Source organism: Pelorhabdus sp. sgz311001, assembly GCF_055901755.1.
The window spans coordinates 1-25,664 of record NZ_JBVXUT010000004.1 but is presented as its reverse complement, the minus strand read 5'-3'; the positions used below and the strand labels follow the sequence as shown (position 1 = coordinate 25,664).

Annotated in this window: 17 protein-coding genes, 6 tRNA genes, 1 rRNA gene and 1 pseudogene; 21 read left to right on the top strand and 4 right to left on the bottom strand. The window is 42.7% G+C overall.

All coding sequences use genetic code 11. The features are described from left to right. Positions 1 to 190: 190 nt before the first annotated feature. The 12 genes from nifJ (at position 191) to AC0MXB_RS11085 (ending at position 10,698) form a co-directional block, all read left to right on the top strand. Positions 191 to 3,730 carry a pyruvate:ferredoxin (flavodoxin) oxidoreductase gene (nifJ, locus tag AC0MXB_RS11140; RefSeq protein ID WP_474039762.1) on the top strand — a complete coding sequence of 1,180 codons (3,540 nt, stop codon included), beginning with the start codon at positions 191 to 193 and terminating at the stop codon, positions 3,728 to 3,730. Between the two features lie 129 nt (positions 3,731 to 3,859). Then, positions 3,860 to 4,807 (top strand): EcsC family protein, encoded by a 948-nt coding sequence (locus AC0MXB_RS11135; RefSeq protein ID WP_474039761.1) that lies wholly within the window; start codon positions 3,860 to 3,862, stop codon positions 4,805 to 4,807. Positions 4,808 to 4,892: 85 nt separating this feature from the next. After that, on the top strand, positions 4,893 to 5,465 hold the full coding sequence (locus AC0MXB_RS11130; protein WP_474039760.1) for an HD domain-containing protein: 573 nt from the start codon (positions 4,893 to 4,895) through the stop codon (positions 5,463 to 5,465). 69 nt (positions 5,466 to 5,534) lie between these two features. Further along, complete coding sequence (gene hydE / locus AC0MXB_RS11125) at positions 5,535 to 6,569, top strand: [FeFe] hydrogenase H-cluster radical SAM maturase HydE (protein ID WP_474039759.1); 1,035 nt, start codon at positions 5,535 to 5,537, stop codon at positions 6,567 to 6,569. Between the two features lie 201 nt (positions 6,570 to 6,770). After that, positions 6,771 to 6,847, top strand: a tRNA-Arg gene (locus tag AC0MXB_RS11120). A 29-nt stretch (positions 6,848 to 6,876) separates the two neighbouring features. Continuing rightward, positions 6,877 to 6,953: transfer RNA gene (locus AC0MXB_RS11115), tRNA-Arg, on the top strand. 187 nt (positions 6,954 to 7,140) lie between these two features. After that, on the top strand, positions 7,141 to 8,496 hold the full coding sequence (locus tag AC0MXB_RS11110) for an MFS transporter (protein WP_474039758.1): 1,356 nt from the start codon (positions 7,141 to 7,143) through the stop codon (positions 8,494 to 8,496). A gap of 173 nt (positions 8,497 to 8,669) precedes the next feature. After that, a tRNA-His gene (locus AC0MXB_RS11105) sits at positions 8,670 to 8,745 on the top strand. A 20-nt stretch (positions 8,746 to 8,765) separates the two neighbouring features. Beyond that, positions 8,766 to 8,841, top strand: a tRNA-Gln gene (locus AC0MXB_RS11100). A 7-nt stretch (positions 8,842 to 8,848) separates the two neighbouring features. Next, positions 8,849 to 8,924, top strand: a tRNA-Lys gene (locus tag AC0MXB_RS11095). Positions 8,925 to 8,927: 3 nt separating this feature from the next. After that, positions 8,928 to 9,012, top strand: a tRNA-Leu gene (locus AC0MXB_RS11090). A 153-nt stretch (positions 9,013 to 9,165) separates the two neighbouring features. Then, entirely contained in the window at positions 9,166 to 10,698 is a 1,533-nt protein-coding gene (locus AC0MXB_RS11085; RefSeq protein ID WP_474039757.1) for a hypothetical protein, read from the top strand. A 16-nt stretch (positions 10,699 to 10,714) separates the two neighbouring features. On the opposite strand, the gene AC0MXB_RS11080 is transcribed toward AC0MXB_RS11085, so the two are convergent. Both AC0MXB_RS11080 and nadE read right to left on the bottom strand, forming a co-directional pair. After that, complete coding sequence (locus AC0MXB_RS11080) at positions 10,715 to 11,605, bottom strand: radical SAM protein (protein WP_474039756.1); 891 nt, start codon at positions 11,603 to 11,605, stop codon at positions 10,715 to 10,717. After that, entirely contained in the window at positions 11,605 to 13,515 is a 1,911-nt protein-coding gene (gene nadE / locus AC0MXB_RS11075; RefSeq protein WP_474039755.1) for an NAD(+) synthase, read from the bottom strand. Before nadE ends, AC0MXB_RS11080 begins: the two co-directional genes overlap by 1 nt. Before the next feature lie 218 nt (positions 13,516 to 13,733). Here nadE and AC0MXB_RS11070 point away from each other — a divergent pair, with 218 nt between their 5' ends. The 4 genes from AC0MXB_RS11070 (at position 13,734) to thrC (ending at position 16,729) form a co-directional block, all read left to right on the top strand. After that, positions 13,734 to 13,994 carry a CPF_0552 family protein gene (locus AC0MXB_RS11070; RefSeq protein WP_474039754.1) on the top strand — a complete coding sequence of 87 codons (261 nt, stop codon included), beginning with the start codon at positions 13,734 to 13,736 and terminating at the stop codon, positions 13,992 to 13,994. A 75-nt stretch (positions 13,995 to 14,069) separates the two neighbouring features. Next, on the top strand, positions 14,070 to 14,570 hold the full coding sequence (ybaK, locus tag AC0MXB_RS11065; protein ID WP_474039753.1) for a Cys-tRNA(Pro) deacylase: 501 nt from the start codon (positions 14,070 to 14,072) through the stop codon (positions 14,568 to 14,570). Then, positions 14,551 to 15,219, top strand: a complete 669-nt coding sequence (locus tag AC0MXB_RS11060; RefSeq protein WP_474039752.1) for a B3/B4 domain-containing protein — start codon at positions 14,551 to 14,553, stop codon at positions 15,217 to 15,219. The genes ybaK and AC0MXB_RS11060 overlap by 20 nt, the downstream gene beginning before the upstream one ends. Positions 15,220 to 15,235: 16 nt before the next feature. After that, entirely contained in the window at positions 15,236 to 16,729 is a 1,494-nt protein-coding gene (gene thrC / locus AC0MXB_RS11055) for a threonine synthase (RefSeq protein ID WP_474039751.1), read from the top strand. 60 nt (positions 16,730 to 16,789) lie between these two features. On the opposite strand, the gene pepF is transcribed toward thrC, so the two are convergent. Next, positions 16,790 to 18,589: an oligoendopeptidase F gene (gene pepF, locus AC0MXB_RS11050; protein ID WP_474039750.1), complete on the bottom strand. Its 1,800-nt coding sequence runs from the start codon at positions 18,587 to 18,589 to the stop codon at positions 16,790 to 16,792. 93 nt (positions 18,590 to 18,682) lie between these two features. Then, the gene (locus AC0MXB_RS11045; RefSeq protein ID WP_474039749.1) at positions 18,683 to 19,468 is read right to left on the bottom strand and encodes an N-acetylmuramoyl-L-alanine amidase family protein; all 786 of its coding nucleotides are present in this window, start codon (positions 19,466 to 19,468) and stop codon (positions 18,683 to 18,685) included. 80 nt (positions 19,469 to 19,548) lie between these two features. Here AC0MXB_RS11045 and AC0MXB_RS11040 point away from each other — a divergent pair, with 80 nt between their 5' ends. The 5 genes and pseudogenes from AC0MXB_RS11040 to AC0MXB_RS11020 form a co-directional block, all read left to right on the top strand. Continuing rightward, positions 19,549 to 21,300 (top strand): B12-binding domain-containing radical SAM protein, encoded by a 1,752-nt coding sequence (locus AC0MXB_RS11040; protein WP_474039748.1) that lies wholly within the window; start codon positions 19,549 to 19,551, stop codon positions 21,298 to 21,300. After that, entirely contained in the window at positions 21,297 to 22,259 is a 963-nt protein-coding gene (gene mnmL / locus AC0MXB_RS11035) for a tRNA modification radical SAM protein MnmL/YtqA (RefSeq protein ID WP_474039747.1), read from the top strand. Before AC0MXB_RS11040 ends, mnmL begins: the two co-directional genes overlap by 4 nt. Before the next feature lie 121 nt (positions 22,260 to 22,380). After that, positions 22,381 to 24,069 (top strand): annotated as a pseudogene (gene ptsP, locus AC0MXB_RS11030) (phosphoenolpyruvate--protein phosphotransferase); the annotation flags it as partial. Positions 24,070 to 24,111: 42 nt separating this feature from the next. Continuing rightward, positions 24,112 to 25,104 (top strand): 6-phosphofructokinase, encoded by a 993-nt coding sequence (gene pfkA / locus AC0MXB_RS11025; RefSeq protein WP_474040061.1) that lies wholly within the window; start codon positions 24,112 to 24,114, stop codon positions 25,102 to 25,104. Positions 25,105 to 25,568: 464 nt separating this feature from the next. Beyond that, positions 25,569 to 25,664: ribosomal RNA gene (locus AC0MXB_RS11020) — 16S ribosomal RNA — on the top strand; the annotation flags it as partial.

Below are 25,664 nucleotides of genomic sequence, written 5' to 3'. Positions count from 1 at the left end.
TGATAGAATGAACTCAATCGTATGTGGGTATGTTTGAATACAATCACTCATACGGCGATCAGAGTGGATAATTTTAGTAGTAAGTGTTTTCTTAGAAGCAGGAGTTTATGACTCCTTTAGACAAATAAACAAGTGGGACGCATTTACTCCGGTTTATCCACCAAAATTGCAAAGAAAGAAGGATGTATTCATGGCAAAAATGAAAACCATGGATGGAAACACAGCTGCAGCTTATATTTCTTATGCATTTACAGATGTGGCAGCGATCTATCCTATCACACCTTCGTCTCCAATGGCTGAACATGTAGACGAATGGGTAGCAAAAGACCAGAAAAACCTTTTCGGACAACCAGTGAAAGTCGTAGAAATGCAGTCAGAAGCTGGTGCCGCCGGAGCGGTTCACGGGTCATTGCAAGCAGGGGCGTTAACGACGACTTATACTGCTTCGCAAGGTTTATTGCTCATGATTCCGAACATGTACAAAATTGCTGGTGAATTACTGCCTTGCGTATTTCATGTAAGCGCCAGAGCCCTGGCAGCCAATTCTTTGAACATTTTTGGCGATCATCAGGATGTTATGGCTGCAAGACAGACCGGTTTTGCTTTGCTTGCTGAAAGCAGTGTACAACAGGTTATGGATCTTAGCGCAGTAGCTCATCTTTCCGCAATTAAAGGACGTGTTCCTTTCGTAAACTTCTTTGATGGATTTAGAACTTCTCATGAAATTCAAAAGATTGAAGTCCTTGATTATGCTGATCTTGACAAAATGCTTGATCGTGAAGCAGTAAATGCTTTCAGAAGAAGAGCTTTAAACCCTGATCATCCAGTTGTTCGTGGTACGGCGCAAAATCCGGACATTTATTTCCAGGAAAGAGAAGTTTCCAATAAATGCTACGAAGCAATTCCGGCTATTGTTGAAGATTATATGGCACAGATTAGTAAAGTAACAGGCCGTGAATATCATTTATTTAATTACTATGGAGCAGAAGATGCAGATCGTTTGATCATCGCTATGGGTTCTGCTTGCGAAACGATAGAAGAAACTGTTGATTACTTAATGGCGAAGGGCGAAAAAGTCGGTTTACTGACAGTTCACTTATATCGTCCGTTCTCTCTGGAACATTTCTTTAAATATATTCCTAAAACAGTGAAGAAAATTGCTGTTCTTGATCGTACGAAAGAACCAGGCTCCTTAGCTGAACCGCTTTATCTTGATGTTAAGAGCGCTTTCTATGGTAAAGATTGGCAGCCGATGATTGTTGGCGGCCGTTATGGTCTTGGCTCGAAAGAAGTTGTTCCTGCCAATATCGCTGCTGTTTATGACAATCTGAAAGCAGATCAGCCGAAAGATGGTTTCACAATCGGTATTAATGATGATGTAACCTTTAAATCGATCGCTCCTGCTGCTGATATTGATGCAACGCTTCCTGGTACGAAAGCATGTAAGTTCTGGGGTCTTGGCTCTGATGGTACGGTTGGCGCTAATAAGAGTGCAATCAAGATTATCGGTGACCATACTGACATGTATGCTCAGGGATATTTCGCGTATGATTCGAAAAAATCCGGTGGTATTACTGTATCACATTTGCGTTTTGGTAAAAAACCGATTAAATCGCCTTATCTCGTTGATAAAGCCGATTTCGTCGCTTGCCACAACCAGTCTTATGTTGATAAATATGATGTACTTGCTGGCCTTAAGAAAAACGGCACTTTCCTTCTGAACACTATTTGGGGTCAGGATGAAGTGGAAGAACATTTACCAAACTTCATGAAACGCTACATTGCTAATAACAACATTAGCTTCTATACGCTGAATGCTGTTAAGATTGCCCAGGAAATTGGTCTTGGCGGTCGCGTTAACATGATTATGCAATCGGCTTTCTTTAAACTGGCTGACATTATTCCAGTTGAAGATGCAGTAAAATATCTGAAAGACGCTGTTGTTTCTTCCTATGGCAAAAAAGGCCAGAAGGTTGTTGACATGAACAATGCCGCTATTGATCGCGGGATTGAATCCATTGTGAAAGTCAATGTACCTGAAAGCTGGAAAACCATTGCTGACAGAACAGAAGACATTCAGAAAATGGAATGTGCTTGCAGTAGCACAGCTACGAAAGAAGTACCTGAATTCATCACGAAACTTCTTGTTCCGATGAATCGTCAAGAAGGCGACGCACTTCCTGTCAGCGCTTTTGTTGGTATGGAAGACGGTACGTTCCCTGTAGGTACTTCCGCTTATGAAAAACGTGGTATTGCTATTAATGTTCCTGAATGGCAGCTCGATAAATGTATCCAATGTAACCAATGCGCTTACGTTTGCCCTCATGCTGTAATTCGTCCGGTACTGGCAACTGCAGCTGAAGTAGATATGGCTCCAGAAGGTTTCGCTACGAAACCGGCTGTTGGCGCTAAAGATCTTCAGTTTAGAATTGCTGTTTCTCCGCTTGACTGTACTGGTTGCGGCAACTGTGCACAGGTTTGCCCAGCTAAAGAAAAAGCGCTTGTTATGCAGCCGCTTAGCACGCAGCTTGGTCAAGAACCGCTGTGGGATTATGCTCAGTCCTTAGCTCCGAAAGATAACCCTATGAATAAACAAACTGTAAAAGGCAGCCAGTTCGAACAGCCTCTGCTCGAATTCTCCGGCGCTTGCGCAGGTTGCGGCGAAACGCCTTATGCAAAACTTGTTACGCAGCTTTATGGCGATCGTATGATGATCTCCAATGCTACAGGCTGTTCCTCCATCTGGGGCGCTAGTGCACCAGCAATGCCTTATACAACGAACCACAGAGGCCATGGTCCTTCTTGGGCTAACTCCCTCTTTGAAGACAATGCTGAATATGGCTTTGGCATGTATTTAGGTACAAAACAAGTTCGTGAAAAAGTTTCCACCGATATGCAGGCTGCTATTGCTGCTGGCATCAGTGCTGAACTTAGCGCTGCTTTCACGGACTGGATTGAAAACTTTGCTAACAGCAATGGAACTCGCGAACGGGCTGATAAATTGATCGCTCTTCTCGAAGCTGAAAAAGGTTCGAATGCTCTCTTAAATGAAATTTATGAAAACAAAGACTTCTTCGTGAAAAGATCTCACTGGATCTTCGGTGGTGACGGTTGGGCTTATGATATCGGTTTCGGCGGCCTTGACCATGTACTTGCTTCTGGTGAAGATGTTAATGTTCTCGTATTTGATACCGAAGTATACTCTAATACAGGCGGTCAGTCTTCCAAATCGACTCCGACTGCAGCTATTGCACAATTTGCTGCCAGCGGTAAGAGAACGAAGAAAAAAGATCTTGGCATGATGGCTATGAGCTATGGTTATGTTTATGTTGCTCAGATTTCTATGGGCGCAGACAAAAACCAAACCTTAAAAGCAATTGCTGAAGCAGAAGCTTATCCAGGACCTTCCTTGATTATTGCTTATGCTCCTTGTATCAACCATGGTATTAAAGGCGGCATGGGTGTTAGCCAGCTTGAAGCTAAAAAGGCAGTTGAATCAGGTTACTGGGCGATGTACAGATTTAATCCTGAACTGAAAGAACAGGGTAAAAATCCATTTGCTCTCGATTCCAAAGAACCTGTAAGCGACTTTAAAGAATTCCTCATGGGCGAAGTTCGTTATGCTTCTCTTAAAAAGGCATTCCCAGAAATTGCTGATAAACTGTTCGATAAAACCGAAAAAGACGCCAAGGATAGATTGGCGGGTTATAAAAAATTGGCTTCTGAATAAGTCAAAGCAAAAAGAGAACCGCCGCGGTTATCGCGGCGGTTTCTTTGTTTGTAGGCAGATTTAGCAGGAGCCCTTTTATTTGTTGCCGAACCAATACATAATTATGTTATGTAGGGAGTCGATTATCTGATGCTGGACAAATATGAAGAGACCGTGCTAGTGGAGATTGCCCGTCATATTGTAGAACCGGGATCGTTAGTTAAAGTGGCTGGTTTAGTTGCTCGCCCGTTAGAAAGTGTCCTGTCGACAGTCCGATCAGGTAATAATCCTTTGATACAACGTGTAGAAAAAACGGTAAGCCAGGCGGCACAGCGTGGGATCGAAAAAGTGATTACTACGGCAGGTTCCTTCACTAAAGAAATGAATATTTTGCAGCAGTATCAAAAAAATCGTATCTATCTGGCGTCGCTTGGTGATATTAAAAATTTACGACTTGAGTATATTGATAAAGTAGCCGCTGCTTATACGTGGGATAATCGAGCCCTGATCGGTGCGGAAGGAGTCGTTATGGGGGCTGCTACTGCGTTAGCCGAAGGTAGTATAATTGGTACAGCAGCTGTTCCTGCTTTAATTACAGCTGATGTTTCTTTATCGTTTGCCTTTTTGGCAAGAGCCGTTTGTCAGACGTCCGCAATCTATGGCTATGCTCCGCGTGATCCGTTACATTTACCGCATTTACTTGCGGCGTTAGTACCGCATCAGAGCTTGACAGAAGAGAGTTATTTTGCTGGTAAGGGGTTAGCGGTTCAGGCCATTTTACAGTCAAAGCAGTTTTTGTTGCAAAATGCTGGTCGCGCGATGGAAGAAAAACTGTTAAAACAGCAAGCGCCACAACTATTAAGATTGATCACTTTTGTTCTTTCGCGAGTTGGATTATTGATTACGGAGAAAGAACTTGCTCTGCTGCTGCCGGTGGCAGGGGCTGCATTAAATAGCGGTGCCAATCTTTTGTTTCAGGAGATTACGAAAAAAGCTGCGAAAGATTATTTTCGCCTTCTTTTCTTAGAAGATCGCTATGGTTCAGAACTGATTCAAAATCGCTTAGCCCTAGAAATCGAACGGTTACGGCGACAATGACTTTTCATTATAGCGTAAAAGGAGTATACTATTTTAGAAAACTTGATATTTATTATAAAACAGAAAGAAGTCGTGGAGTGACACTATGAAAGAACGGTTTATTTCTTTGTTGCAACAGGTAGAACGCAATGGCATTGAAGAATTTATTGCCTACCTTGAACAGGATACAGATTTTTTTTCCGCACCAGCCAGTGCGTATCATCATGGGAATTATATGGGAGGCCTTGTTGACCATTCCGTAGCTGTATATGATAATCTTGTAAAAATTATTGAAACTTTTGACTTGAGTCAGCGTTATGATAAAGAGACTTTAATTTTATCCGCTTTATTGCATGATTTATGTAAAGCAAATTTCTATCGTAAAGTGCTCAGAAATCGTAAGAATGAAAAAACAGGTCAGTGGGAAAAGGTTGAGATTTATGAAATTAATGATCAGTTTCCTATTGGCCATGGTGAAAAATCAGTGATTCTGTTAAGCCGCTATATTGCGTTGACCGAAGACGAAATGCTCGCAATTCGCTGGCATATGGGTGGTTTTGATGATGCGGCTAGAGCGTATACAGGTGGGCAGAGCTTGTCAAAAGCGATGAAATCGACGCCGCTTGTGGCTGCGTTGCATATGGCTGATATGGCAACTTGCTATTTTGAAGGAGTTTAAGTCTAACAATAAAATTTATCTGGATTTGCTGCGGCGAGATACTTTATAATAACATCAGGAGGTGGGGCTATGCGCCGTCTGATTCAAAAAGCGGAAGAAACAGGAAGCTTAACGAAAGATGAATTAATTACTCTGCTAACTTCATCGGAAGAGGATGATGTTTTATTTCAAGCAGCTGATCGGGTACGTAAACTCTATATGACAGATGCAGTGCATTTGCGAGGCCTTATTGAATTCTCTAATATTTGTAAGCAAAACTGCCTCTATTGCGGTCTGCGACGGGATAATCATGTAGTAGAACGATATCGTTTGGAAGAAGAAACGATTCTTGATTTTGCGAAAAAAGCAAAAGCTTATGGTTATAAGACTGTTGTTTTGCAGTCCGGTGAGGATAGTTACTATACAATAGAGAAAATGACCTCGATTCTTCGCCAAATTAAAGCGCTCGATTTGGCAATTACCGTAAGTATCGGTGAAAAAAGCCGCGAAGAATATGAAGCCTATCGGAAAGCCGGTGCTGACCGTTATTTATTACGCATTGAAACGACCGATAAAGAGCTTTATGAACGCCTTGACCCAGGGATGAGCTGGGATAACCGAGTTCGTTGCCTCATGGATTTAAAAGATCTAGGCTATGAGGTGGGGAGCGGCTCGCTTGTGGGCCTTCCTGGCCAAACAATAGAATCTTTAGCTGATGATATTTTATTTTTTAAAAATCTCGATGTGGATATGCTAGGTATTGGGCCGTTTATTCCCAATGGCGATACGCCACTCAAAGATGCTCCCGGTAATCATTTTATGATGGCTGTAAAGGTGATGGCACTAGCGCGACTGTTATTACGGAATATTAATATTCCGGCCACTACAGCTATGGAAACGCTGCATCCGCAGGGTCGTATTTTTGCGCTAAAAAGCGGTGCTAATGTAGTTATGCCTAATGTAACAGAAGGCGATTATCGGCGGATGTACGCCTTGTATCCAGGAAAGATCTGTATTAATGATACACCGGCTCATTGTCGTGGCTGTATTACTGGCAAGATTCAAGCGATTGGCCGCCATGTGTCCGAAGAGTATGGCTTTCGCCCCAACGGCGTGGCAAAATAAGTTGAGCAGGAGTGTGGCAACTTGGGCTCAAGTAATTCACACTCCTGCTTTTAAGCTTTGTTTTCCTTGTTTCATAGAGGTTTTTTGCCAGTTTTCTAATTGAAAATGAACTTTTTCATTGAATTATAAAAATATCCTTGACAGATGAAACTTATATTGCTATAATATCAAAGTAGTCGCAAGACAGTAGACATAATAAATGACTCCGTAGCTCAGCTGGATAGAGCGTTTGACTACGAATCAAAAGGTCGCAGGTTCGAATCCTGCCGGGGTCACCATTTTATTAAATCTACCAAAACTTCATTATGACTCCGTAGCTCAGCTGGATAGAGCGTTTGACTACGAATCAAAAGGTCGCAGGTTCGAATCCTGCCGGGGTCACCATTTAAAACCACTCATATATGGGTGGTTTTGTTTTGTGTTTTTTGTAATTTTTATGTATGATTCTTCTTTCATAAAAATTATTTTGAAAGATAAAATAGGGACTTGGTATAATAAGATAAAGTAGAATTTTGACGCATTTGAGAAATGAGGCGAAGTGATGACATCTATTTTTTCGAAGGAGAGCACAGTGCTTATTGTAGTGATGGTGGCTTCTTTTTTAACTACCTTTATCGGCAGTTCGATCAATCTTGCTTTGCCTTCAATTGGAACGCAATTTCAGGGAGGCGCTTTGCTCTTAAGCTGGATTGTTACGGCTTATTTATTAGCCACAGCGGCCTTTTTGCTGCCCTTTGGGCGTTTAGCTGATATGCTTGGTCGCCGGAAGGTGTTTTTAACTGGTTTGGCGCTTTTTTCCTGTTCGTCTTTTTTATCAGGTATGGCCTGGTCGGTAGAGGTGCTTTTTTTCTTTCGAATTATCCAAGGAATGGCAAGTGCTATGATTTTCAGTACAGGAATGGCCATTTTAGTGTCTTCTTATCCAGCAGAAAAGCGCGGTAAGGTGATCGGGTTTAACTCTGCGGCTGTTTATATTGGGTTATCGCTAGGGCCAGTGCTGGGCGGATTTTTAAATTATTATTTTGGCTGGCGAAGTATTTTTTATTTTACTACGGTTTTAAGTGTTGTTGCCTTTGGTCTTACTTTGCTGCAATTCAAAGAGGCTAAAAGTAAAACCCAGGAAGAAACTTTTGATTTTGCTGGCAGTATTGGCTATATGATTGCCATTGTAGCTACGCTCTATGGTTTTTCCGACTTAGCCCGCGCTGCGAGCGCTAAATATATTTTGGGGCTGGGCATTTTCATCATGATATTATTTTTATATTATGAGACGAAACAAAAACAACCACTTTTTCCTGTGTCACTCTTTTTCGAGAATATGCAGTTTGCTTTTTCTAATTTAGCAGCTATGGTTAATTATAGTGCTACTTTTGCTATCGGTTTTTTACTGTCATTGCATTTGCAAGTCGTTGTACAGTTGGATTCGCAGGCTGCTGGTTTAGTTTTATTGGCGCAACCGTTAGTGATGGCCTTATTTTCACCCTTTGCTGGAGCGCTTTCTGATCGACGTAGCCCTACTGTTGTCGCCTCCATTGGTATGGCCATTAGTGCTATCGGTTTATTTTGTTTTAGCTTTATTACGATAGAAAGTTCTCTCTTATGGATTATTGCTGTTCTTGCTTTGGTGGGGTTTGGTTTTGCCTTGTTTGGGCCTCCCAATAATAATGCTATTATGGGCTCTGTGACGAAAGAGTTCTATGGTGCCGCCTCCTCGGCGTTAGCGGCGATGCGATTGATTGGACAAGCTGTTAGTATGGCCATTGTTACCTTACTGTTATCAGATCATTCTCAGTCACTTCGCGCCGACTTAGCCTATAAACAACAATTGATTGACGATTTTCATAAAGCCTTCCTAATTTTTGCTGTTTTGTGCACACTAGGCATTGTGGCATCGGTGGCTAGGGGTAGGAAAAGAACCAAAGGATAAAGTTAAAAAGAAAACGAAAAAAGTACTTGCAACTTTAAATAGGATTTGTTATAATAACTTCTGCCGCTAGTAATCGACAAACGATGAAAAGTGGTTGTTGAAAAAAGTTTTAAAAAGTATTGACACAACAAGATAAAGATAGTATAATAAATTCTGTTGTGACATGAAACTTGGTGGCTGTGGTGAAGTGGTTAACACGCCGGATTGTGGCTCCGGTACTCGAGGGTTCGAGACCCTCCAGTCACCCCATTTAATTCAATACTTTTTGTTGGGGCGTAGCCAAGTCGGTAAGGCACGGGACTTTGACTCCCGCACGCGTTGGTTCGAGTCCAGCCGCCCCAGCCATTATCATGATCCACTAGCTCAGTCGGTAGAGCACCTGACTTTTAATCAGGGTGTCCCGCGTTCGAGTCGCGGGTGGATCACCACTTGCGGAAGTGGCGGAATTGGCAGACGCACCAGACTTAGGATCTGGCGCTTTACGGCGTGGGGGTTCAAGTCCCTTCTTCCGCACCATCTTTAAAAAGGCCTCGCGGCATTCGCGAGGTCTTTTTTCTACATTAGTTTAGTGCGCAAATGTAGTAACCCTGTAGCAAAGAAAAAAAGACAGAGAGCGATCAATGTTGTATAATAAAAACATTGGATTAAATAAGGAGACTCATAGGTCATATGAAAAATGTCTACGAAAAAATTCGTCTCTTTTACGATAAGTATAGTGATGAGGCGGTGCCAATCCGTCAGGATTGGATTGAGGGATTTTTGCGTCATAAGGCTTGGCAGGGAGCCAGTGAAAAAGAACTAAATCATTTGTGGCGCAACATGATGTATTTTTTGCAATTTATGGTTGAGACACGAATTTCATCCATTGAATCATTTGGCATAGAAACATATTATATTTTGCTTTCTTGGCTGGATCTTGTGCCAGAGTTTAAGGTCTCGCTTGCATCCATTCGAGAGTTGTTTGCGATTTTAACAGCTTTCTACGAGTATCTTGCATCACGCCATTTGTTATACGATTGGCAAGATATTCTTACAGCGTCACAAGAAATTGCCGGTGGGGAAGAATTACACCGTCACAAGACGATTTTTGATGGTATCTCCGCGCTGGAAGGGGAAGAAAATTTTTCAGCGTTAGAGCAAAAGCCGCAAACGGAAGAAGAATTTGCTTACCGCATTACGGCAGCTGTGGAAAGCCTTATGAACAAGTTGGGAACATATTTTCAGCAGAATATGTTTATGAATGATTTTGAAAGAGCTTTGTTTTTGTATGCTGGTCCATTTGAAAGTGTCCCAGAAGAAGAATACCATGAATTCTGGCTTGGCTTTTGGGACTATTTTTTGTTTGATTACCACTTGCTTGATAGTGATGCTACGCCGCTGCGATTTTTTACTAAGGGAAAGAATTTGAACTTGTCGCGGGAAGAAAAACAACTCCTACAGGAACTCTTAAAAGCTCGTTATACCGTATTTTATATTAGCCGAATTATTGATGAGAACTTTGTAGAGTGTGTAAATTTATTTACGGAAGAAGTATTTCGATTGCCTCAACCTGACTTTGAGTATAAGAAAATCAAAAAGCTACTCTTTTTCGGCCATGTTTTTTCCGGAGAAATGACTTTGATTAATTATGTTGCTAGTATTGAAGTGAGCCCCAATTTAAAGCGCCGTATCAAGGAAGAGATTATCCGGCAAAAGGATATTTTTACGATTAAACAACCGGAGGCAACCTGGGATGATTTTTTTGCTCGCCATGCGTTAAATATAAAATATACTGTTGATGTTTTATTATCACTGGCCAAGGTGAATGTAACGCCATTTCAAATCTTGCAGCGTCAGTATAAACAGAGCGAATTGCCAGCACGGCAAGATGGTGTCTCTGACTCTATAAAGAGAATATTGCCTGCTTACGGTTTTTCGTTGTATGACATAAGTATGGCACAGAAACTTTGGGCGGATTATGCTCATTTTTCTGTGGCAAAAGTACGGGATGAACGCTTGTGGGCGGCGGCTGTTGCTTATGTTTATAGCAAAATGAATGGCCATAAACGAATTATGGCCACGCGGCTTGCTGATGAATTGGAGCAGACAAGTGCTAGTATTTATGCCTGCGCCAATAAAATTAAAAAAGTATTGGAGTTAGAAGAGTTTGATCCTCGTTATTTAAGCGAAGAAGGATTTGTGTTTTTATTATTAAAAAGTTAATGGGTTCTGGTTTGGTTTAAAAGCGGCCTGTATCATTAAATTTAGGTAATGTACGATCTTGAAACTGTTCGACCATGGCTTTTGCTGTGGCGAGCAGTTTTTCTTTGTCTTCTGGTAGGGTACCGGCTAATGGCAGCAGGTTTGATACGTGATTGCTGCGGAAAATACAGGGACGTTTTACGTCGATGTGTTCGAGCATAAGGGCAAGCTCCGTCATAAGCTCAGAAGGACTTAGCATGGTAAACTTGCCAGCTTCAGCAAGTGCTCTTAATTCGGTTCCTTCATGAAGCATCAGCGTCAGCGCGCTTAGCATAGTAGGTTCAATAGCGCTGACTACTTCAGCTGTGTGAATCGCATGTTCGCGAGAGCGTTCAATTCCCCCGGCGCCGAGAATGACCATCATCGACAATTTTAAACCAGAGGACACTACCTTTTGGCCGGCTTGAATCATTTCTGAAGGCGTAGCTCCTTTGCCAAGCAGCGCTAGGACTGCTTCATCGCCGCTTTCGAGGCCGAGGTAAATGATTTTTAATCCGGCTGCTTTTAAGGTTGCTAACTCTTCTGGGGTTTTGCGTAAAATATCCTGTGGACCGCCGTATAGAGTAATTCGTGTTAAATGCGGAAAAGCTTCATGGAGCCACCCCATAATAGTCAGGAGTCGTTCTGTCGGCAGAACCAAGGCATTACCATCTGCTAGAAAAATTCGGCGAGTTGTCGGAAATTCTCTTGCCGCCTGCTCGATAAGATGTTTTACTTCCTCTAACGGGCGGGGACGAAATTGCACGGAACGATACATACTGCAAAAAGTGCAGCGATTATGAGAACAGCCGATCGTAACGCGTAAAATCAGACTGCGCGCCTCACTGGGGGGGCGAAATACCATTCCTTCTGCCGGATCAAAGTACATTAAATATTCCTCCCTTGCTGTATAAGTTCGTGTTTTAGGATTTGGTATTTTTGTGTATAATAAGGCTGATTTTGGGCTTCACGATGATCAAAGCCAAAGGCGCGACGACTGATAGCCAGTACGGGCGGCGCTTGGATTCGTTTAGCGATTCCCATGCCAGAATAAAGATTCCACCAACGTTCTAAATCGCTAATAAAGGCGTCGGCAGTGGCAAAATGTTTTTGAATGAGGCCTTGTTTACAGCCAAGTTTGTCCTCGAGAATGCCCTGACTATACCAAAGCAGGATATCTTCTGGGGTCGCTCTCTGCCAATGCTCGACAAAGGCGCGAAAGAGGTAGTCATGGTAAGGGTAAATAATCGGATCACCTTTGCCTTCATCTACAGACTGATTGGCTGACAATTCAGCACTGGGAACGAGTTGAATTGATTCTTGGGGAATTACTTCGCGTTCATAAACAGAATCATTTAGGTAGCGAGCTAGCTCATAAACCTGATGTTTCCATAAGTCGGCAGTTGCAGCTAAACAGCCGGCTTCATCGCCATAAAGCGTACAGTAACCGACGGTCATTTCACTTTTATTGGCATTACAGGTAAAGGCCCCGCCAAAGGCGGCCGCTACTCCGGCTAAAAGACGTGAGGAACGGTCGCGGGCCTGGATATTTTCTTTTACAAGATCGGTTAAGGTAAGATACTGTGTTTTAGAATCAGAAAAATGATAGATAGGCGTTGTGGTAAGCTGGTTGATTGTATGCTGAACAGCTTCTTCAATAGGGAGAACGCCATAATGGCAGCCGAGATTTTTAGCTAGTTTTTCGGCAGCCGAGATTGTTGTCTGTGAATTATAGCGACTGGGCATATTAACAAGCAAAATATGATCGGCGCCTAGAATGCGACTATAGAGTGCGGCATTCACGGCGGAGTCAATACCACCAGAAATGCCGATTACAATTTTATTTATTCCTGTCTGAATTAAAAATTTTTTCATGCCGTATTGAAGAGCATTATAGATTGTTTCAATTGTGCTGTCATCTTGGGGTTGTACTGGCTTGCTACAATTCAACTCAAACTGGTCGTCAAAGGTGACGCATTCGAGTGTTTCTAAAAAGGAGTTACAGCTATGTTGTATTTGCCCTTCTTTGTTATAGACGGTACTATAGCCATCAAAAGTATAAATTGTTTTTCCGTTGTTTTGCATACCTACAGCATTTACATAAATGAGTGGTACAGAGGCTGCTTTCACTTGTGCCGAGAAGAGACGATTTCGCTTATTGTTTTTGCCTGCCGTAAAGGGGGAACTGGAAATGTTGATAAAAAAGTCGGTAGTTGCTGTAGCTGTTTGCGCTAGCGGTTTTATCGAATAATCATCAGACCAACCGTCCTCGCAGATTAAGCAGCCAATATGATAGGTCTTATCTTTCATCGTAACTGGTAATGGTTTGAGGAAGTTTTCGATGGGTTCGCCAAAATCACAAGCGAGTTCCTGAAGGCTATAAAAGTGGCGCGAATCATCAAACTCGCGATAGTTAGGTAGCAATGTTTTAATACGGAAGGGATAGGGAAAAGCAGGATCTTTGACAAATCTCCCATTTTGCGCGGTAAAAAAGGCGTTATATTTGCGGTAGCGACCGTCATGATTTTTCTGATTCCAGTCCATTGCAATATTGCCGAACATCACTGTAATATCTTGCGCTGCCTGGGCAATTTGTCTTCCGTAGTCTTCGCAATCTTTCAAAAAGGCTTTTTGCTCCCAAAGATCGCCTAGCAAATAACCGGGAATTGCCATTTCGGGAAACACAATTAAATCAGCGTGCTGTTGCTTGGCTTTATTTATCATGTGAAGCATTGTTTGTGTATTTAAATCAGGTCGGCCAGGAATGACTTCCATTTGGCCAAGTGCGACAGTTAGCAAAATAGTGACACCTCTTTAAAAGTTTTCTTACCATTTCTCTATATTTCCCGTTATGTCCTGTTTGTTTCACCTTTTTTATAAAGTTTTCGTCACTTTTCTCTTTTTTTGCAGGAGATTTTAAACAGGATATAAAATATGTAACAATTAAGTTCTATATGCGTTTAACTTCATCAGGCCTAGTTACTTTAGGATAGTAGAAGCGGAAAGGCGGAGGAATTATGGAAAATTGCTCAATGATTATGGCGATTTTACAGGAAAATCGTGTTGAAACAGCTAAGGCAGTGCAGGATGTACTTACAAAATACGGCTGTTTTATCAGAGTCAGGCTGGGAATTCACGATTCAGCAGTTGATCAATGTAGCAATAGTGGTATGATTCTCTTACAGCTTTGCGGTGAAAATCTTCCGGCTTCGGAAATGGAGCAGGAGCTTCAGTCAATTCCTTATGTAAAGGTCAGGTATATGAAACTTGATTTTTGAAGTAATTGAGCGCGGGAAGCCGCGCTCCTACTTTTACCTGTTATGAGTAGTCAATAAGGAGATTATAGTAGTACGATGAAAAAAACAAATGCGGCTCGTATTTTAGATTCTTTACACATTTCTTACGAAATCAAAGAATATGAAGTAGACGAAAATGATCTGGGGGCGCAGCATGTGGCAGAACTTGTACAAATGCCTGTCAATCAGGTCTTTAAAACCCTTGTAGCAAAGGGCGATAAACAAGGAATCTTGATGGCTGTTGTGCCTGGCGGCGCAGAACTGAATTTAAAGGCGCTGGCTACAGCCAGTCAAAATAAAAAGGTAGAGCTTGTTGCGCTAAAGGATGTACTGCCGCTCACTGGTTATGTGCGTGGGGGAGTTTCCCCGTTAGGGGCGAAAAAAAAGTATCCCGTATATATTGATGATAGCTGTCTTGTTTGGCCAGCTCTTTCAATCAGTGCGGGTCAGCGGGGCGTGCAGATTTTTTTAGCGCCACAAGACTTGATTCGAGCAGTGAATGGGACCGTTTGCCCGATTGCCAGGCAGGAGGAAAAAGATGCAGATCACAATTCATGAAAATGTAAGCCAAGTAGTGCCTCACTGTCGACTGGGTTATGCCTTGATTACCGATGTAGCAGTGAAAGGATCACCGCCGCCCTTAGCGCAGGCCTTTTTTAAACTACAGCAAGAAGCGGCTGCGGCCTATAAGATTGATTTATTGACTAAAGTGCCTCGTATTGCTGCAGTTCGCTCGATGTTCAAAAAACTATCCTATGATCCTACTCGCTATCGTCCTGCCTCAGAAGCCTTGGTGCGGCGCGTTTTAGGCGGTAAGGGGCTCTATTATGTTAATAGTGCTGTGGATGTGAATAATTATTGCTCGCTGAAATATTTGTTGCCTTTTGGTCTTTATGATGCTGATCAGATTCACGGTGATATTGTTTATGCTAAGGCGGCATTAGGGCAGTATCAATGTATTTCCGGTCAGGAACGTCCTACGGGAAATCGACCTTTCCTTCATGATGGAGAAGGCGTTTTTGGTAACCCCACAGCTGACGCAGCGCGAACAGCTGTAACTTTACAGACTAAGACGCTGCTTTCCGTGCTCTATGCCGATGAAGAGGTTAGCGACGAAGAGATGAAGGAAATTATTGCTTTTACCGCTAATATGCTGGTGGAATTTAATGGTGGACAAGTTGTAGAACAAGGAATTGCGTTTGCATAAAGGGAGGACTAAGATCATGTTTATCAGTACGCGAGGCGGCAGCCAATCAGTGACTTCTGCCGAAGCTATTATTGCCGGTTTGGCCGAAAATGGCGGCTTATTTGTGCCAGAGGAAATTCCGCAGCTTTCTTTAGACCAGATTGCGGAATGGGTAGATCTTACGTATCAGCAGCGAGCTTTAGCTATACTGCGGTTATTTTTAACGGATTATAGTGAAGGTGAATTGAAACAGTGCATTGATTCGGCTTACTCAGTGCCTAAATTTGATGCTGCTGCCATTGCTCCATTAAAGACAGTAAAAGAGAATTTTTCCGTACTGGAATTGTGGCATGGTCCAACTAGTGCATTTAAAGATATGGCGTTGCAGCTTTTACCACGCCTGTTGTCGACAGCTCTTGTAAAAACAGAAAAGCAAGAAAAAATAGTAATTCTCGTTGCAACTTCAGGTGATACTGGTAAGGCCGCGTTGGAAGGCTTCCAAGATGTCAATCAGATTGAGATTATTACGTTTTACCCTGAAGATGGTGTTAGCGCCATTCAAAAACTGCAGATGATTACACAGGAAGGGAAAAATGTAGCTGTCGTAGCGGTAAAAGGAAACTTTGATGATGCCCAGACTGGCGTTAAGGAAATCTTTCAAGATACTGCGTTTAATCAGGAGTTGGCGAAACAAGGTTTGCAGCTTTCTTCGGCGAATTCGATTAACTGGGGCAGACTTGTACCGCAGATTGTCTACTATTTTAGCGCCTATCTTGACGGTGTAAAACAAAACCTCTTTGCTTTGGGAGATGCAGTCAATTTTAGTGTACCGACAGGTAATTTTGGCAATATCTTAGCGGGATATTATGCAAAAAAAATGGGCCTTCCTATTGGAAAACTTCTTTGTGGTTCGAATGCGAACCATGTTTTGACAGATTTTTTTGAGCAAGGTGTTTATAATGCTAACCGACCTTTCTACAAGACTTCGTCGCCCTCGATGGATATTCTAGTTTCCAGTAATTTAGAACGACTTCTCTATCTGGCTACGCAAGGGGATAGTGAAAAAGTAACTACATGGATGACGGAGCTTAAGACGAAAGGTGATTATGCCATAACAGGCGATTTGGCCAAGGCACTATCAGAAGATTTTTACGCTCTGTGGGCCAATGAGACAGAGATCACTGCTACGATTCATGAAGTATTTACTGCTTCCTCTTATTTACTGGATCCACATACGGCTGTTGCCTGGCATACGGCGAAAGTATATCGGGAACGTACTGGCGATGAAAGACACTGCATTGTGGTGTCTACAGCAAGCCCTTTTAAGTTTAATGACAGTGTGATTGAGGCCTTAAAGCCTGGCGCGTCCAGCGGGAAAGATGAGTTTGCTTTACTTGATACTTTGACAGATTTGTCAACTTGGCAAGCTCCTATCGGCCTAGCTTCGCTCAAAGGAAAAGCAAAGCTGCATCAGCGTTGTTGTGAAAAAGGCGCTATGAAAGAAACGGTTTTAGCAATTTTAGAAAAATAAAGATAAGAAAGCGGCTGCTCTTTGAGCAGCCGCTTTTTTCTGAACAGCTATGTTTTAAACTTATAATAAGGCTTCTAATTTGTCGAGCAGTTGGGAAAACTTAACTAAAGTCTGTTCAATTGGTTTGCCTGATGCTAAATCAACTCCACCTGCTTTTAAGAGATTCAGAGAATAATCAGAACCGCCACTGCTTAAAAAGTTTAGGTATTGTTTCTGGGCAGTTTTTTCATCGGTACTGAGATGATTGGCAAAGGCGGTTGCGGCGGAATACCCTGTAGCGTATTTGTAAACATAAAAGCTGCGATAAAAATGCGGGATTCTTGACCATTCACTGACGAGGCTGTCGTCAATGACTAGTTCAGGCCCGTAATATTTGGCATTTAACTCACGCCAGAGATTTTCAAAAAGCTCGGCTGTGAGGCTTTCCCCTGTTTCAGCTAACATATAAACCTTTTGTTCAAATTCAGCGAACATGGTTTGGCGGTACACAGTGGTGCGAATGGATTCCAGATATTGATTTAAGAGGTAGGCTTGGATAGAGCGGTCAGCTGTGGTAGCGAGTACATGATCAATTAAGAGGATTTCGTTGGTTGTAGAAGCAACTTCAGCGCAAAAAATGGTATAAGATGACGTAGGGTACGGTTGCTTTTTTTGACTATAATAGCTATGCATAGCGTGGCCGAGTTCATGGGCTAAAGTCGATACGTCATTGTATTTGCCGTCAAAATTGAGGAGGACGAAAGGATGAACGCCGTAGACGCCCCAGGAATAAGCGCCTGTCTGCTTTCCTTTATTCTCGTAGACATCAACCCAGCCTGAAGCAAGACCAGTTGATAGATCAGCGAGATATTCTTTGCCGAGCGGGGCGAGGGCTTGTTTTACTAGTTTTACGGCCTCTTCATAAGAATAAGCGAGGCGGATCTGGTTCGTCAGGGGAGCATACATATCATACATGTGCAGCTCTGGTACGTTAAGAATCTTTTTTTTGAGAGATACGTAACGCTCCATGGCGGGAAGATGTTTATGAACTGTTGCGATTAGCTGATCGTAAAAGGAGAGCGGAATTTCATCAGGTTCCAGGGAAGCTGCCAAATGAGAGCTGTAGTGCCGTGTCTTTGCATAAAAAATATCTTTTTTGATATTGCCTCGCAGCGTTGAGGCAAACGTATTTCGATAGTTCTTATAAGTGCCCAGGAGATTTTTAAAAGCCTGCTGGCGTACTTGACGGTCTGGTGATATCATGAAAGAATGGTAGCGGCCTTCACTTAAAGGAAGCTCCTGTTTTGAAGTGTCATAAACCGCTGGAAAAGTTATATCAGCCCGCGCTAGCATCTGAAAGGTTTCGGCAGAAGCCTGTGCTACATCACCAAACGCCGACAGTAAAGCTTCTTCTTGTGCTGAGAGAATGTGTTTTTTTTGTTTTGTGAGATTTTCTAGATAAAAGCGATACTCTTCAAGTCCCTGTTCTTCGCGAAGGAAGTTTTCCAATGTTTTTGTTGGCAGTGTCAGAATTTCTGGCTCCATAAAGGCGTAAGCGGCTGAGGCTTCTGCTTCAAGGGCTTGAATTTTATTTGTCATTGCTTGGTATACGGGACTGGCGGCGTTTTCATCACGATGCATGCGAGCATAGGCGAAAAGCTTTTCGAGTGTTTGGTTGATTTTACTGCGGAGATCGAGCGCAGTCCAGAGCAGGTGGGCTGATTGGGTGATTTGACCTTTTTTGCTTTGAATTTGTGGCATTTGTTTTTTTACAGCGTCAATATCGCTTTCCCAAATTGTATCGGTAGCATAAATATCGGTTAATTTCCATTGGAATTCAGCGGAGATTTCGTTTCGTTCGGGAATGATAAACTTGTCCATATGAGCAGGCTCCTTTGTAAATGAATTGGTATAGTATATAGTATTAGCAAATCAATGCATCTTTCCTGTAGGATGGGGCAACTTTTTTATAGATTATACTTTAAAATATTGCATAATTCCTTCAAAAAGCGCCTCGGCAGCGCTGGCACGACCATCAGCACTGGCAAGTAAAACCTCTTCTTCGGGATTAGAAATAAAACCAACCTCTACCAGAGCTGCTGGCATGGATGCATAGCGGATTACATAAAAGCTGCCAAAACGAGCATTACGGTCTTTCGTTCCTAAGCGATCAACTAGTTTTTTTTGCAGACATTGGGCCAGGCGGGAAGAGTCTCCTTTACTGTAATAATAAGTGGTTGTACCTGACGCTTCTTTGCTGGTGAAGGCGTCATTATGAATGCTCAAAAACAAATCGGCTTGATTATCATTGGCAATACTGACGCGGCTACGCAATTCTTCTACTGTCGTTTCGGCGGTGACTGTAGCGAAATGGTCGCCGTCGCGTGTTAGGAGAACTTGAGCGCCGTTATTTTCTAATTTATCGCGTAAAGCTAGGGCGATGGCCAGCGTATTGTTTTTTTCAAAAGTTCCTGTGGGACCAACCGCCCCGGGGTCTTTGCCGCCGTGTCCAGGATCAAGGCAGATTTTTTTCCCCAGCAGTCGAATGCTTTCAGGAACTTCGGTAGCAAGAGTGGCAGGGCGCTCGGCAGTTGGCGCTGGAATTGCCTGCGATTTGCTATTAATATAGATCACTTCTTTTAAGGGATCGTAAAAAACGCCCCAGCCGAGCTGGCGGCTTAAGGCTTTGATGGTCGTGAGCAGATCGCGGCTGACTTTTACCATAAGCGGAAGCTGTTGTCCGTCAACGAAAAGGCGCATAAAGAAACCTCCATTCAGTGAGCTTTGTTTATGTTATGCACCGATCATAGCGACGGTGAAAAAACTCAGTAGGTGATTTGATGAATATTTTATTAACAACTTTAAACGCGAAATATATCCATTCTTCTTTAGCGCTTCTGACCTTGCGGCAAGCTTGTCGCGAGCAGATTTTAAGCCCAATTCGGGTAGAAGAATATACGATTAACCATTCTTTACTTGACATTGTCAGCGACATATTTGCGGCGCGGCCTGATGTAATTGCTTTGGCTTGCTATATTTGGAACTGGGAAATGACGAAAGATCTTGTGTCGTTACTTCGGAAAGTACTACCTGAGGCAAAAATTATTTTAGGCGGTCCAGAAGTTTCCTATGATCCAAAAGTAATTTTTGCCGAATGTGCGGAAGCTGATTTTGTGATTAGCGGCGAAGGAGAAAACGCTTTGCCAGCATTGCTGCAAAAGCTCGAATCAAAAACGTCACACTCTCTTGTGATTCCTGGCGTGACAGCTAGAGAAGATGCTATTTCGGCGCAGCCTGTCGCAGTGGCCGATCTTGACGCACTGCGCTTTCCTTATGAACCAGGCGATATGGAACCGCTTAAAGAAAAGATTATTTACTATGAAAGCTCGCGCGGCTGTCCTTTTTCCTGTCAGTACTGTCTTTCCAGTGCAAGCCAGGGGGTAAGGTATCGTAGTCTAGAAAAAGTTTTGGCAGAAATTGATTTTTTTGTTGCCAATAAGGTTCGACAGGTAAAATTTGTTGATCGGACTTTTAATGCTTTTGAAAAGCACTATTTTCCCATTTTGCAGCATATAAAAGAACTTGAAACAAAGACTAATTTTCATTTTGAAATTGCCGTAGAACTTTTAAATGATGAAATCATTGAGTTTTTGGCGGATATGCCTAAAGGACGAATTCAATTTGAGATTGGCGTACAATCGACTCATGAACCAACTTTGGTGGCGATTGATCGAAAAAATGATTGGCAGGAGATTGTTCGTAAGGTAACTCAGCTAAGATCCTATAACAATATGCATTTGCATCTTGACTTAATTATCGGGTTGCCCTTTGAAGACAAAAAAACCTTCGGCCGTTCTTTTAATCATTTATATGCATTGCAACCTCATATGCTGCAGCTAGGTTTTTTAAAAATGCTCCGCGGTGCAAAAATTCATTCTCATGCTATAGAACATCACTATATCTGGATGGATCAGGCGCCATATGAGGTGTTAGCCAACGATGTATTACCTTATGAAGATGTACGTCAATTGAAGATTTTTGAAGAGGTTTTTGAACTTTACTATAATAAGGGGCGTTTTCAAGCGACTCTGACCTACATGACGCTGTTAGCAGGCGATGCCTTTACTTTTTATGAGAATTTTAGTCAGTGGTGGGAACAGCAGGGATTTCATAAAATTTCTCATTCGACAAAACAGCTATATCAACATTTGCTTGATTATGGGCGGTTGTATTATGAGGAAAAGATACTTCTTTTAGTACAATTATTAAAGTTCGATGCTTTAACGAATGACCAGGGGAAAATTAGACAAGAAGGACTCGACTGGAATGAACGCCGTTTTGATAAGGAAATTACAGCATTTTGGCGCAGTGAGAAAGCAGAGCAGTATGTAGCTGATTTTTCTTTTCAGACTTGGCGAACGCTGCAGAAAGAATTCCACATAGAAGTATTTACAGCGGCTGTGAAAGATTTTGTCACAACGGGGCAGCTAATAACTAGACCAACAGCTTATCTTTTTGATTATCGCCAGAAGGACGTTTTATGCTGTGAAATTGCTTGTGAAGATTTTTGGCTGGAGGAGACAAGACCGTGAATCGATATAGAACTTATTCTACATATTTAAAAGAACGTTATGGAGAAAAGGTTTATAAGTTACCTGTAAGTATTCCCGTTACCTGTCCCAATCGCGATGGTTCCTGTGGGGTTGGCGGCTGTATTTTTTGCGGAGAAATCGGTGCTGGTTATGAGAATCTGCCTGCTTCCATGACTGTCGCGATGCAGCTTAATGCGAATAGAGAACATATTGCTCCTAAGTATAAGGCGGAAAAATACATTCCTTATTTTCAGAATTTCAGTAATACCTATTTGCCTGTAGCTGATTTGCGCCGTTATCTTGTGGAAGCCTGTGAAAATGGGCGACAACATAATAATGACATTGTGGGAATTGCTATTGCTACGAGACCGGATTGTGTGGCAAAACCTTATCTAGAACTTTTTCAAGAAATTCGCGAACACTACGGTGTGGCTATTTTTCTCGAATTGGGTTTGCAGACTGTGAATTATCACACGCTTGCTAAAATTCAGCGAGGCCATGGTTTAGCCGAATATGTCGATGCTGTGCTTATGGCTAAAGCTTATGGCGTAGAAATTTGTACGCACTTAATTTTAAATCTGCCGTGGGACGATGAAGCAGATGTCATTGAAAATGCGAAGCTCATGTCGGCTTTACGGATCGAACAAGTAAAACTTCACGCACTTTATATTGTAAAGGGAACTTTGATGGCCCAATGGTATGAAGAACAACGCTTTGCGCTTATATCCAAAGACGAATATGTACAACGAGTTATTACCTTTTTGAACTACCTCCATCCTGATATTGTTTTGCAGCGATTAATTGGGCGGGCGCCAGAAAGCAATACTCTCTTTAGTAATTGGCAGACTGGTTGGTGGAAAATTCGCGATCAAATTGAGGCGGATCTTATTGCAACTGACAGTTATCAAGGGAAGTTGTGTGATTATTTAGGGGGTAAGCAGAGTCGGAAATTCTTTTAATCGCTTTTTGAGAAATTTCTAAGCAGGAAAAATAGATTTTTAGGAAGAAAATAGAAATGGAGTTTTTTGACGAATTATAGGACAAAGTTTATGGATAAGTGAATCGCTTTTGTAGAGTTAAATGGAGGGAAGTGTGATTATTGTGAAAAAATTTACTGGTATTGGAGCATCACCAGGAATTGCGATTGGCAAGATTACGTATCTCCACAATGAGAGCCTGTCCTATTCCCGTGAGCCGCAAGGGACGGTAGAGGAAGAACAAGCTCGTTTTGTTTCCATGCAAAAAGCGGGGGTTAGTGAGTTAAAGCTACTAGAACAAAAAACAGAAACAACCATGGGGGCGGAGGCCGCTCAAGTTTTTGCCGCCCATGCACTTATGTTAGAAGATCCTATGTTTGAGTCTGCTATTAAAGATAAAATTAATTCTGGCCTATCGGCAGAGGCTGCTGTGGAAGACGCCGGAGCCGAAATTGCCGCTATGTTTCAGGCCTTAGAAGACGAATATATGCGAGAAAGAGCGGCCGATATTAAAGATATTTCCAAGCGTCTGATCCGTTTGCTTCAGGGAAGGCCAGCGGCGGAGAATCTTTCCGGTATTATTGTAGCCGAAGATTTGTTGCCATCTGATACGGCTATGCTTGATTTGTCGACAGTACAGGGGTTTATTACTGCTTTGGGCGGCAGAACATCGCATAGCTCCATTTTAGCTAGAGCAGCGGGGATTCCTGCTGTAGTGGGAGTGGGACAGCATCTTGCTGAACTTACTGAAAACGATCAGGTCATTTTAGATGGTTCAGCGGGGCTAGTTGTTTTACTGCCTGATGAAGAAACTTGCGAAGAATATAAGGAAAAAATTGCAGCAGACGAGCGCGAAAGAGAAAGATTAGCGGCTCTGCGAACTTTACCTGCGGTTACGACGGATGGGATTCGTTTAGAAGTAGCTGCTAATATTGGCTCACCTGAAGACATGAAAAAAGTTCTTGACGCTGGTACTGATGGAATAGGGCTGTTCCGTACAGAGTTTTTGTTTTTAAAGCGCGAATCGCTTCCCTCAGAAGATGAACAAGTAGAAGCTTATCGCCAAGTCTTGGCAGCTATGCCTGAGAAAAAAGTGATTATTCGTACCCTTGATGCTGGCGGTGATAAAGAATTACCTTACTTAGAAAGCAGTGAAGAGGCGAATCCGGCGCTTGGTTTGCGAGCCATTCGGCTTTGTTTGTCACGACGAGATATTTTCAAGACACAATTGCGGGCTCTACTTCGCGCTAGTACGGCAGGTAATCTCCATATTATGTTTCCCATGATAGCCACAGTGGAGGAATTAGAAGCGGCAAAAGCTTTATTAGCAGAAGTAAAGCAAGAACTGACTTTGGCGAAAGCTCCTTTCAAAAAAGATATTCCTGTAGGAATTATGATTGAAGTGCCGGCAGCAGCTGTGAACGCGGGCTTGCTAGCGCCAGAAGTAGATTTCTTTAGCATTGGTACGAATGATCTTGTGCAGTATACTTTGGCGGCGGATCGTATGAATGATAAGGTTTCTTATTTAGGTGACTATTTCCAGCCAGCCGTGATTCGACTCATTCGGGCGGTAACTGATGCCGCCAGGGAATGTGGAAAATGGGTTGGAATGTGTGGCGAAATGGCTGGTGATCCTTTAGCTACGCCGTTGTTAGTTGGTTTAGGCGTGACCGAGCTTTCGATGGCGGCGCAATCTGTACCAGCTGTAAAACAGAGAATTCGCAACATGAGTCTTTTAGCGGCCAGAGAGTGGGCTGCCTGTGCTGCGACTTTTAAACGTTGTGGTGAAGTGCGAGAGTATTTGGAAAAGCTTTCTGAACGTCTTACTCAGGAAATGGATGTTAAGGTGCTCGATCAAAAGAAACCGCTGCGGAAAATTGCTATTATGACAAGTGGTGGCGACTGTCCTGGCATGAATGCGGCAATTCGTGCGGCAGTTCGTGTAGCGCTCAAACAAGATATGGAAGTATGGGGTATTAAAAATGGCTATTTGGGAATGACGGCGAATGAGTTTATTCCACTTGACTCGCGGTCAGTAGGCGACATTATCCAAAAAGGCGGGACTTTCTTAGGTACAGCTCGGTCAGAAGAATTCAGAACTTCGGCAGGACGTCAGCGGGCTTTTGATAATATGAAACGCCGTGGGATTGAGGGGCTGCTTGTTCTCGGTGGCGATGGTTCACTTACAGGAGCTTCGCTTTTAGGCGATCTCGGCATGAATATTGTAGGGTTGCCAGCGACGATTGATAATGATATTTATGGCACGGACTATACAATCGGTTTTGATACAGCTGTGAATACGGCAGTAGACGCTATTAATAAGCTAAGAGATACTGCTTCATCGCATGGCCGTGTTATGGTGATCGAAGTAATGGGCCGCCATTGTGGTGCGATTGCTGTTACTGCGGGCCTTGCTGGTGGTGCCGAAAGTATTTTAGTACCAGAGGCCTCTTTTGATCTTGATCAAATTTGCAAGCAACTCGTTGCGTCCAAAAATGCTGGCAAACAGTATAGTATTGTCGTAGTTGCTGAAGGGGTAGGCAGTGCTATTCCGATTGGCGAGCGAATTGCGAGTCAAACTGGTCTTGATACGCGTGTATCCGTTCTGGGGCATATACAACGAGGTGGTGCGCCGAGTGTATTTGACCGTATGTTGGCGAGTGAATTGGCTGAAAGAGCTGTTCTTGGCCTCGCTGCAGGGGTTTCACAAGTTATGTATGGCATTCAAGCTGGTAAAATTGTTCCGATTGAACTTCATGAAGTGGTAAGCCGTAAAAAACGCTTTGATGGCAACCTAAGCATTCTTGGTGATACATTGTCTAAATAAAGGGTATATGTTCGAATCAGCAGTAACTTGTTTGGGTGATCTACCGAAGTGAGCATATGGTTTTGCAAAGTATAGTGTCGCTGCTTGCTGAATGGCTGCAAGCAGCGATAACTTGTTCTTTTGACGGTAGTTTCGTGAAAATGTAAAAATGAAGTATAAAAAGTGTTGACAAAAGTAAAAGCAGTATGCTATTATTAACAAGTCGCCGATGGGCGGCACGAAAACAGAAAAGAATCATCGCTTCTGCAAACGAAGACGAAACGGTTAAAAAAGAAACTTTGAAAAAAAGTGCTTGACAAACTGGTTCGAAAGATGGTAAACTATCTAAGCTGCTTCGGTAGCGGCTCTCTGAAAACTAAACGATGGATAAGTAACAACAAGCCAGATGTGCGGGTTTCGTAAGAAACCAACTTAAATAATTTCTTTATTTTGTAATTAGAGCCTTATCGGTTCTTCATAAAACTTTTATGGAGAGTTTGATCCTGGCTCAGGACGAACGCTGGCGGCGTGCCTAACACATGCAAGTCGAACGGAGATTCAGCAATGGATCTTAGTGGCGA

Excerpts from the sequence above, each read along its gene's own strand:
- nifJ (WP_474039762.1), top strand. The coding sequence starts at position 191 with ATGGCAAAAATGAAAACCATGGATGGAAACACAGCTGCAGCTTATATT.
- AC0MXB_RS11135 (WP_474039761.1), top strand. The coding sequence starts at position 3,860 with ATGCTGGACAAATATGAAGAGACCGTGCTAGTGGAGATTGCCCGTCAT.
- AC0MXB_RS11130 (WP_474039760.1), top strand. The coding sequence starts at position 4,893 with ATGAAAGAACGGTTTATTTCTTTGTTGCAACAGGTAGAACGCAATGGC.
- hydE (WP_474039759.1), top strand. The coding sequence starts at position 5,535 with ATGCGCCGTCTGATTCAAAAAGCGGAAGAAACAGGAAGCTTAACGAAA.
- AC0MXB_RS11085 (WP_474039757.1), top strand. The coding sequence starts at position 9,166 with ATGAAAAATGTCTACGAAAAAATTCGTCTCTTTTACGATAAGTATAGT.
- AC0MXB_RS11080 (WP_474039756.1), bottom strand. The coding sequence starts at position 11,605 with ATGTACTTTGATCCGGCAGAAGGAATGGTATTTCGCCCCCCCAGTGAG.
- AC0MXB_RS11070 (WP_474039754.1), top strand. The coding sequence starts at position 13,734 with ATGGAAAATTGCTCAATGATTATGGCGATTTTACAGGAAAATCGTGTT.
- ybaK (WP_474039753.1), top strand. The coding sequence starts at position 14,070 with ATGAAAAAAACAAATGCGGCTCGTATTTTAGATTCTTTACACATTTCT.
- AC0MXB_RS11060 (WP_474039752.1), top strand. The coding sequence starts at position 14,551 with ATGCAGATCACAATTCATGAAAATGTAAGCCAAGTAGTGCCTCACTGT.
- thrC (WP_474039751.1), top strand. The coding sequence starts at position 15,236 with ATGTTTATCAGTACGCGAGGCGGCAGCCAATCAGTGACTTCTGCCGAA.
- pepF (WP_474039750.1), bottom strand. The coding sequence starts at position 18,589 with ATGGACAAGTTTATCATTCCCGAACGAAACGAAATCTCCGCTGAATTC.
- AC0MXB_RS11045 (WP_474039749.1), bottom strand. The coding sequence starts at position 19,468 with ATGCGCCTTTTCGTTGACGGACAACAGCTTCCGCTTATGGTAAAAGTC.
- AC0MXB_RS11040 (WP_474039748.1), top strand. The coding sequence starts at position 19,549 with ATGAATATTTTATTAACAACTTTAAACGCGAAATATATCCATTCTTCT.
- pfkA (WP_474040061.1), top strand. The coding sequence starts at position 24,112 with ATGGATGTTAAGGTGCTCGATCAAAAGAAACCGCTGCGGAAAATTGCT.